The sequence below is a fragment of the Nocardioides sp. genome, from assembly GCF_031422975.1.
In the GTDB taxonomy this organism is placed as follows: Bacteria; Actinomycetota; Actinomycetes; order Propionibacteriales; family Nocardioidaceae; genus Nocardioides.
Window position 1 is genome coordinate 1 of the sequence record NZ_JANPEO010000086.1, and the last position, 7719, is coordinate 7719.

General features: G+C 70.4%; 8 protein-coding genes and 1 pseudogene. 6 read left to right on the plus strand and 3 right to left on the minus strand.

The features are described from left to right. Window positions 1-297 (plus strand): hypothetical protein (locus RMO85_RS02890; protein WP_310526355.1); only part of this gene is annotated, 297 nt, incomplete at its 5' end. 63 nt (window positions 298-360) lie between these two features. Here RMO85_RS02890 and RMO85_RS02895 read toward each other — a convergent pair. Beyond that, window positions 361-771: a VOC family protein gene (locus RMO85_RS02895; RefSeq protein ID WP_310526356.1), complete on the minus strand. Its 411-nt coding sequence runs from the start codon at window positions 769-771 to the stop codon at window positions 361-363. A gap of 65 nt (window positions 772-836) precedes the next feature. On the opposite strand from RMO85_RS02895, the gene RMO85_RS02900 reads away from it, so the two are divergent. Then, window positions 837-1775, plus strand: a complete 939-nt coding sequence (locus RMO85_RS02900; RefSeq protein WP_310526357.1) for a lytic transglycosylase domain-containing protein — start codon at window positions 837-839, stop codon at window positions 1773-1775. A gap of 12 nt (window positions 1776-1787) precedes the next feature. On the opposite strand, the gene RMO85_RS02905 is transcribed toward RMO85_RS02900, so the two are convergent. Both RMO85_RS02905 and RMO85_RS02910 read right to left on the minus strand, forming a co-directional pair. After that, on the minus strand, window positions 1788-2573 hold the full coding sequence (locus tag RMO85_RS02905; protein ID WP_310526359.1) for a 3'(2'),5'-bisphosphate nucleotidase CysQ: 786 nt from the start codon (window positions 2571-2573) through the stop codon (window positions 1788-1790). A gap of 23 nt (window positions 2574-2596) precedes the next feature. Continuing rightward, window positions 2597-3379, minus strand: a complete 783-nt coding sequence (locus RMO85_RS02910; protein ID WP_310526361.1) for a LuxR C-terminal-related transcriptional regulator — start codon at window positions 3377-3379, stop codon at window positions 2597-2599. 381 nt (window positions 3380-3760) lie between these two features. Here RMO85_RS02910 and RMO85_RS02915 point away from each other — a divergent pair, with 381 nt between their 5' ends. The 4 genes and pseudogenes from RMO85_RS02915 to RMO85_RS02930 all read left to right on the plus strand — a co-directional run. Further along, entirely contained in the window at window positions 3761-5137 is a 1377-nt protein-coding gene (locus tag RMO85_RS02915; protein ID WP_310526363.1) for an ATP-binding protein, read from the plus strand. Then, a complete protein-coding gene (locus RMO85_RS02920) occupies window positions 5115-5804 on the plus strand; it encodes a response regulator transcription factor (protein WP_310526364.1) in 690 nt (229 codons plus the stop codon). Before RMO85_RS02915 ends, RMO85_RS02920 begins: the two co-directional genes overlap by 23 nt. Before the next feature lie 178 nt (window positions 5805-5982). Further along, entirely contained in the window at window positions 5983-7428 is a 1446-nt protein-coding gene (locus RMO85_RS02925) for an exopolysaccharide biosynthesis polyprenyl glycosylphosphotransferase (RefSeq protein WP_310526365.1), read from the plus strand. A gap of 22 nt (window positions 7429-7450) precedes the next feature. After that, window positions 7451-7719 (plus strand): annotated as a pseudogene (locus tag RMO85_RS02930) (hypothetical protein); the annotation flags it as partial.

Consider the following 7719-nt stretch of genomic DNA (forward strand, 5'->3'; position numbering starts at 1 on the left):
GAGGACAACTACGCTGCGAGCGAGTCGGCTCCGTTCGCCGTCACCGTGGAGCGCAAGGCTGTCTTCAAGACGCCGGGCCTGTTCCTGGTCGGCAAGATCAAGCCCAATTTCGCCCACAAGGTGGTCGTCCTCAAGCGGAAGTTGGGCAGGAGGTACGTCGCCTGGAAGAAGGTCAGGACCAACGACGTGGGCGCGTTCCGGGTCAAGGCTCCGAACAAGACCGGCTTCAAGTTCAGCGTGAGGATTCCGTCCGATACGTCGTTCACGGGCTTCACGGACTACTACCAGGTCTACTGATCGCTCGCTGATCACCTCACCGACCCCCGGAGCCGAGCTCCGGGGGTCGTTGCCTTGCGTGAGCTACTCCGCGGCCGGCGGACCGGCCGCCACCTCGCCCTCGGAGCGCAGGATGCAGAACTCATTGCCCTCGGGGTCAGCGAGGACGACCCAGCCGGTGCCAGGTCCGAAGCGCCCGCGGTGGTCGCCGACCTCGGTCGCACCGAGGCCGCGCACCCGCGCGATCTCGTTGTCGCGCGTGCCCGAGCGCGGTCGGAGGTCGAAGTGGAGCCGGTTCTTGGCGACCTTCGTGTCGGGTACCTCGATGAAGAGGATCTGGTGGCCCGTCTCGGCGTCTGTGATCAGGCACTCCTCGTGGCCGGGCAGGTTGGGGTCGCCCTCCACGTCGACGTATCCCAGCACCTGCTTCCACCACTCGGAGAGCTCGTAGGCGTTGGCGCAGTCGACAGCGGTGTGCGAGATGAAGGAGGTCATGTCCCTCAGGCTCGCACCCACCACCGACCGACGGCAATGACGTTCCTCGCGCTTACGCTGGCCCGGTGACCCGCGCCGCGTGGCCCCTCGCCGTACTCCTCGTGCTGGCCGGGGCACCCGCGTGCGCAGCGGTCCCTGGCGCCTCCGACCCAGCACCCGCCGCGTCGAGGAGTACGCCGCAGCGCGAGCCGACGAGGGACCCGCTGGCCGACGGCCCACGCCGGCCCACCGACGCGGCCGACGCCGCACGGCTGCTCGACGCCGCGATGGTCGAGATCATCGACCCGGCGGCGTCCCAGGACCGGATCGGGCTGGCCGGGCACGTGGAGCAGCTGGCGATCCGCGAGGTCAGCACCCATCCGCGGTGGACCCGTCGTGTCCTCGCACGCCTCCCCCGCACGTTCCGCGACCAGGTCCGCAGCAATGTCGAGGCCCGGCTCGCCTTCCGGTCGATGCATCCGGTCAGTTCCGCCGACCTGGCCGACGAGCTGCCGGCCTGGCGCATCCTTGCGCCCGCACCTGCCACCGACCTCAAGCGCTTCTATCGCGAGGCGGAGCGGCGCTACGGCGTCGACTGGGAGTACCTCGCCGCGATCAACCTCGTCGAGACGGCCTTCGGCCGGATCCGCGGCACCTCCGTCGCCGGCGCCCAGGGGCCGATGCAGTTCTTGCCGAGCACGTGGGACATCTACGGCAACGGCGGCGACATCGACGATCCGCACGACTCCATCCTGGCCGCGGCCCGGCTGCTGAGGTCCAACGGCTTCATCCGGGACAAGGCGAGTGCGCTCTACCGCTACAACAACTCGGCGGCGTACGTCCGCGGCGTCAGCCTGCATGCCCAGGTGATGCAGCGACAGCCGCGCGCCCTCCTCGGCTACCACGCCTGGCAGGTCTACTACCTGACCGAGCGCGGCAGTGTGTGGCTCGAGGAGGGCTATGCGGCGCGCCGGCCGATCCCCGTCGACCGCTACCTCGAGCAGCACCCGGAGGCGCTGCCCTGACGACCGCGAACGTCACTCGGTGCCGTGGCGCCTGACGAACTCGATGATCTGCTCGGCCAGCTCGGGGCGACAGACGATCAGGTCGGGCAACGAGGTGTCGTCCTCGTTGTAGACCAGCGGCGAGCCGTCGACGCGCGAGCAGTGCAGGCCAGCGGCGCGGGCCACCGCGACCGGAGCGGCATTGTCCCACTGGTACTGCCCGCCGGCGTGGACGTAGGCGTCGGCGAGGTCCCGAACGACACTCATCACCTTGACGCCTGCCGACCCCATGGGCACGAGCTCGGCATCGATCTCGGCGGCGAGGGCCTCGACGAACGCAGGCGGACGGGTGCGCGAGACGGCGATGCGCGGTCGCGTCGACGTGCGGGGAGGTACGGCGCTGGGCGCCCCCGTGCTGAAGGTCTCCCCGAGCGCGGGCTGGGCCACGGCGCCCACCGTGAGCTCGCCCCCGACGGCCGACGCCTCCCACAGCGCGACGTGGACGGCCCAGTCGTCGCGGGGCGGCTCGGAGAACTCACGGGTGCCGTCGAGGGGGTCGATGATCCATACCCGAGCCGCCCGCAGCCGCGCCTTGTCGTCGGTGGCCTCCTCGCTCAGCACCGCGTCGTCCGGACGGTGATGGGCGAGCAGGCGGGCGAGCAGTTCTTGGGCGGCGGCGTCACCGGCATCCTTGAGGGCCTTGCCCTCGAGGCCGCTGTCGGCGCGGACCCTGAGGAGGACCTCGCCCGCTTGCTCGGCCGCCCAGGCAGCGAAGGCGTGGTCGTCGAGGGTGCCGGGATCCGGAGTCGCGTCAGTCACGGCGCCACCCTAATGGTGGACGCTCACGGCTCCGGGCGCCTGGGACTGGGCAGCGCGGGTCGCGAGCCCTCGATCGTGTCCAAGGCACCGGCGCCCACCCGGTGCACGACCGCCACGGCCGCGAGCTGGGAACCGACGTCGAGCTTGCGACGGATCGACCTGATGTGGCTGCGTACGGTTGTCTCGGCGACCCCGAGGTCGACCACGATCTCGCCGACAGGCATGCCCTGGGACAGCAGCTCGAGCACCTCGCGCTCTCGCGGCGAGAGCTCGGCCAGCCGCGCTCGCAGGAGATCGTCCTCGGCCAACCAGTGGAACCACTCCCGCACCAACCGCGAGCGTCGGGTCGAGGAGGTGGGTGAGCCGCCGCCGCGCATCAGCGCCAGCGCGGCCTCCACCTCGACCAAGGACGACTCGTTCGGCATCACGCCCGCCACCCCGCTGGCGAGCAGGGCGCCCCACGCCGGCCCCTCCGGGCGGTGGGTCAGGACCAGGAACTGTGCAGCCGACCGAGTGATGAGTTCCTGCGTGGCCAGCACGGAGTCGCGATCCTCCAGGTCGTCGAACAACACGACCACGTCGGCCTCGGTGAGGTCGTGGGTGGCCCGATGCACGCCCGCAGCCCACGCCGCGGCCTCGGCGTGAATGCCTCGGCCACGCAGTGCCGCACTGACCGCCTGGGAGATCAGGAGGAGTCGGGACAAGATCACCACGACGCCGACCGGGGCCACGGAACCCATCGCCTTCGCCTCCACCAGACTCGTCCGCATCGTCGGCTCTCCCGCAATCACGAGGACGTTCGTCACGCCCGTAGGTGAACGATGCCCGAGCGCATCCCTGAGGACGTCGCGAGAGGCCGGACGTCCACCGATTTGGGGATGGTCGAACGGTTTTCAAGGTCAACACGCCGCGCCCGTCTAGGCCGGGGGTTGCCCAGAATGGGGTATCAGTCGATCATCAAGAGGGTCATCACTGTAAGAGACCTACATTTCGTTGAGCGGCCCTCGGGGGAACGCACCATTGACGGTGGTCCACACGACCACTGAAGAGGGAGTCTTGGCAGGGCGGGGAGGCCTTGTCTCGGCACTAGGGGCATGGGGCGTGGATTCGTGCAAACAGAACCGACCAAAAAAATTGTGAGCGGCTGGCAAGAGGGGTTGCTGGCCGTGGGACTGACAGGAGCCCCCGTGCTCCTCGTCCTGGCCACCGTGCCAGGCAGCCGGGGGGCTCATACGGCCGCGCTCATCGCGGGCCTGGTGGCCGGGGTGCTGCTGCTGATCGCGGCACTCACCTTCTACTTCTACTGGCTCACGACGCCCAGTCGGCGTCACAGCTGGACCGCGAGCGCCATGGTGGTCCTCGCCGCGCAGGTGTTGGCGTCGTCGGCCGCTGCGCTGGTGGAGCCGACAGGAGACCGCGGCATCGCGCCGTGGGCCACCGCGGTCGACCTGCTGGCGACGGCTGTCGTGCTGGTGCTCATGCTGCTCGGCGGACGAGCCCTGCCAAACCCCCAGCCACTCCTCGTCGGAATCGGCTTGGGCATGGCGCTGACCGTGCTGCACGCGGCGGGACCCGTCGGCCAGTCGCTGGTCGCTCCGTCCGCGGCCACCGTCGGCCCGCTCCTGATCACCATCGTGGTGGGGCACCTCGCCATCGCGCTGCTGGTGGCACGCGATCACAACCTCAGCGAGTGGTCTCGCAACCGACTGGTGCTGACGATCCTGCTGGTCGGGCTCGCCCAGGTCGCCCGGTCGGGCGCGTTCGAGGGCTGGGCGACCGATCTGGCCGCTGCCATCGGCCAGGTTGGAGCCGCAGTCCTGTGGGCCAGCGCCACCTTCGTCATGCTCCGCGATGCGCTGGCCAATCAGCACCGGCGATCCATCGTGCTGGAGGAGTCGCTCCTCGAGATCGAGTCGAGCCTGCGCGGCAGTCGCGAGCAGCTGCACGAGATCCGCAGCACCATTGCCGGGACGGCGAGTGCCTCCAGGCTGCTCGACGACACCTCGATCAGCCCCGTCACCCACGCCCGACTCGAGCGGGCGATCCGCACCGAGCTGGACCGGCTTGAGCGGTTGGTGACGCAGGAGCCGCCTGCGAGCCCCGGCCCCGTGGACCTCGACGCCACCCTCGACGTACTCCTCGCAGCGCATCGAGCGCAGGGACGCACGGTGGTGTGGGAGCCCAGCGGTGGCGCGGCGGTGCACGCCCGGCCGGACGACGTCGCCGAGGCCCTCAACATCCTGCTCGACAACGCGGCCACGCACGGCGGGACCGCGAGCAGGGTCGCGGTGACCCGGGCCGCGGACCTCGTGGAGATCGCGGTGAGTGACGAAGGCCCAGGGGTTCCCCCCGAGGCGAGAGAGGGCATCTTCGACTGGGGGGTCCACGGCAGCGAATCACCCGGCGAGGGCATCGGTCTGAGTGTTGCCCGCCGTCTGGTGACCGAGCACGGAGGGACGTTGACCCTCGCCGAATCGGACACAGCCTTGGGTTCGTCGTTCATCATTCGTCTGCCCGCTGCGCGCCGTTCGGAGGAAGTCCATGTCCGTGACGCTGGACACTAGGCCCGGCACGCGGGTCCTGATCATCGAGGACCACACCCTGTTCGCCGAGTCACTCGAGCTCGCGCTCTCTCTCGAGGGGTATGACGTACGCCGCCTGGCGCTACCGGAGGTGGGTGGCTCGATGGCCACGCTGCGGTCCACGGCGCTGCGCAGCAACGCGCGGATCGTGCTCCTCGACCTCGACCTCGGCCGGTTCGGTGACGGGATGACCCTGATCGCCCCGCTGGCTCGAGAGGGCGCCAACGTGGTCGTGGTCACCGCGTCCAACGATCACGGCCGGTGGGGAGCCTGCGTGCGCCAGGGTGCCCGCAAGATCCTGTCGAAGGGCCGGCCGCTGCAGGAGACCCTCAGCACCGTCCGTCGACTCCACCAGGGGCTGCCCGTCATGACGTCCGACGAGCTTGAGGGACTGCTCGACGCCTGGCGCAGCGAACGCATGGTCAGCGATGACATGCGGCGGCGGCTCGAGCTCCTCACTCCTCGGGAGAAGCAGGTCCTGGGCGCTCTGATCGAGGGACACAACGTGCGCGAGATCGCTCGCACCAGCGTGGTGTCGGAGGCGACCGTGCGCACCCAGGTGAAGTCGATCCTCGGCAAGCTCGAGGTCTCCTCGCAGTTGGCGGCCGTCGGTCTCGCGCACCACGTCGGCTGGCAGCACACCACCTGAGCGGTGGGGTGGACCGCGGGCGCATCCCGGCCCATCGCCGCAGGTCTATGCCGCAATTGCGGCATGCCCGTCGGGTCCGACCCGCAGGTCTATGCCGCAATTGCGGCATGCCCGTCGGGTCCGACCTACCTAGGCTCAAGCCACTGCTCACGCGTGGTCGGAAAAGGGGGAGGACCAGATGGCGCAAGTCACGGTGCCCCCTGTCGGCGATCTGATCAGCGACCTGCCGTTGCCCCCTACCCAGCGGGTCGCGCACCACGACCAGATCGTCGACACCGAGCTCACACGCACCCGCAGCAATCGGTGGCTCCGCCCGGTCGCCGACATCACGGCCAGCCTTCTGGCGCTCGTGATCGCGACGTGGGGCGGAGCCACTGTCCAGCCTGCGGTCCTGACCGCCGTCGTCGTGGCCTGGCCGATGTTCCTGGCCAGCAACGGCTGGTTCACCCCTCGCCCGCTGGGTGAGCCCACGGGCAGTCACGTCAACCGGGTGCTGCGCTCCGGCGCTGGGCTCGGCATCGCCTGCTGGCTGGCCAACGCGCTGATCGGCGAGGCGGCCGCACCCGACGCGCTGGTCCCGATCGTCGCCGCGCTGACCCTCGCCGTACTCGCGAGCGGCCTGACGCCCCTGCCCGGCGACCGGGCGACCCGGATCGTCCTGGCGGGGCACCCCGAGGACGTCCGCAACGCCATGGCTGAGCTGGCCACCTCGCGCCGCCTTGTCGTCTCCGCGGCCTGTGTCTCGGCCGTCCCGGAGAGCCCGCTGGGCTCCCTGCCGGTGCAGGTCGGCGTGTCGTACGCCGCCGACGTGACCCGCAGGTCGGGCAGCGACGCGTTGCTCGTGCTGCCCGGTACGGGCGTCACCCACGCCACCATGCGTCGACTCCAGTGGCGCGCCGACGGCGCCGGCGTCCCGCTCTACATCGGCACCGGCCTGCTCGACGTCGCCCCCACCCGGGTCTCGGTCGTGCAGGGCGCCGGACTCGACGTCATGCAGGTCCGCGCAGCCCCCGCTCACGGGCCGCGTCGCCTCGTGAAGGAGGTGCTCGAGAGGATGCTCGCCGCCTTTGCGCTGATCGTCCTGTCGCCCGCACTCGTGCTGGTCTGGGCGATGGTGCGCACCGAGACCACCGGGCCCGGCCTGTTCAGGCAGCAGCGCGTCGGTCGGGACGGCGTGGAGTTCACCATGCTGAAGTTCCGGACGATGTCCTGCACCGCGGCTGAGGAACAGACCGATCTGGACGACCTCAACCAGGTCGAGGGCGGCGTGCTCTTCAAGATGCGCAGCGACCCGCGGGTCACCCCGATCGGCCGGCTCCTGCGTCGCTACTCCGTCGACGAGGCGCCGCAGCTGTGGAACGTCGTCGCTGGCCAGATGTCGCTGGTGGGGCCACGACCGGCGCTGCCGCAGGAGGTCGAGCGCTACGACCTCGACCCGCGCCGTCGCCTCGCGGTGAAGCCGGGCATCACCGGGCTCTGGCAGGTGTCGGGTCGCTCGGACCTGAGCTGGGCCGAGTCGGTGCGACTCGACGTGAAGTACGTCGACAACTGGTCCTTGACGCTCGACCTGTCCATCCTGTGCCGGACCGTCGGCGCCGTCCTGGGGCACCGCGGTGCGTACTGACCGCACCCTGAGGATTGCAGGCATGGCACTGACCGTGGTCGTCCTCGCGGCTGGTTGCTCGAGTGCGGAGACGGACGCACCGACCATGGTCCCCACCCGGTCCCGCGTAGAGACGCCCACGGCCTCGAGCGGGCAGGACGGCGCGACGCCCAGCAGTGCTCCGGAGTCGTCGTCTCCGGACGGCGCCGAGATGCCGGCGGCAGAGGGCGGCGCGCCCTCGAGCACGCCGACCGGTCTGCCCGGCCTCTCGCCGGCCCGTCAGGACGCGAGCTTGATCGGTCGCGCGTTCCC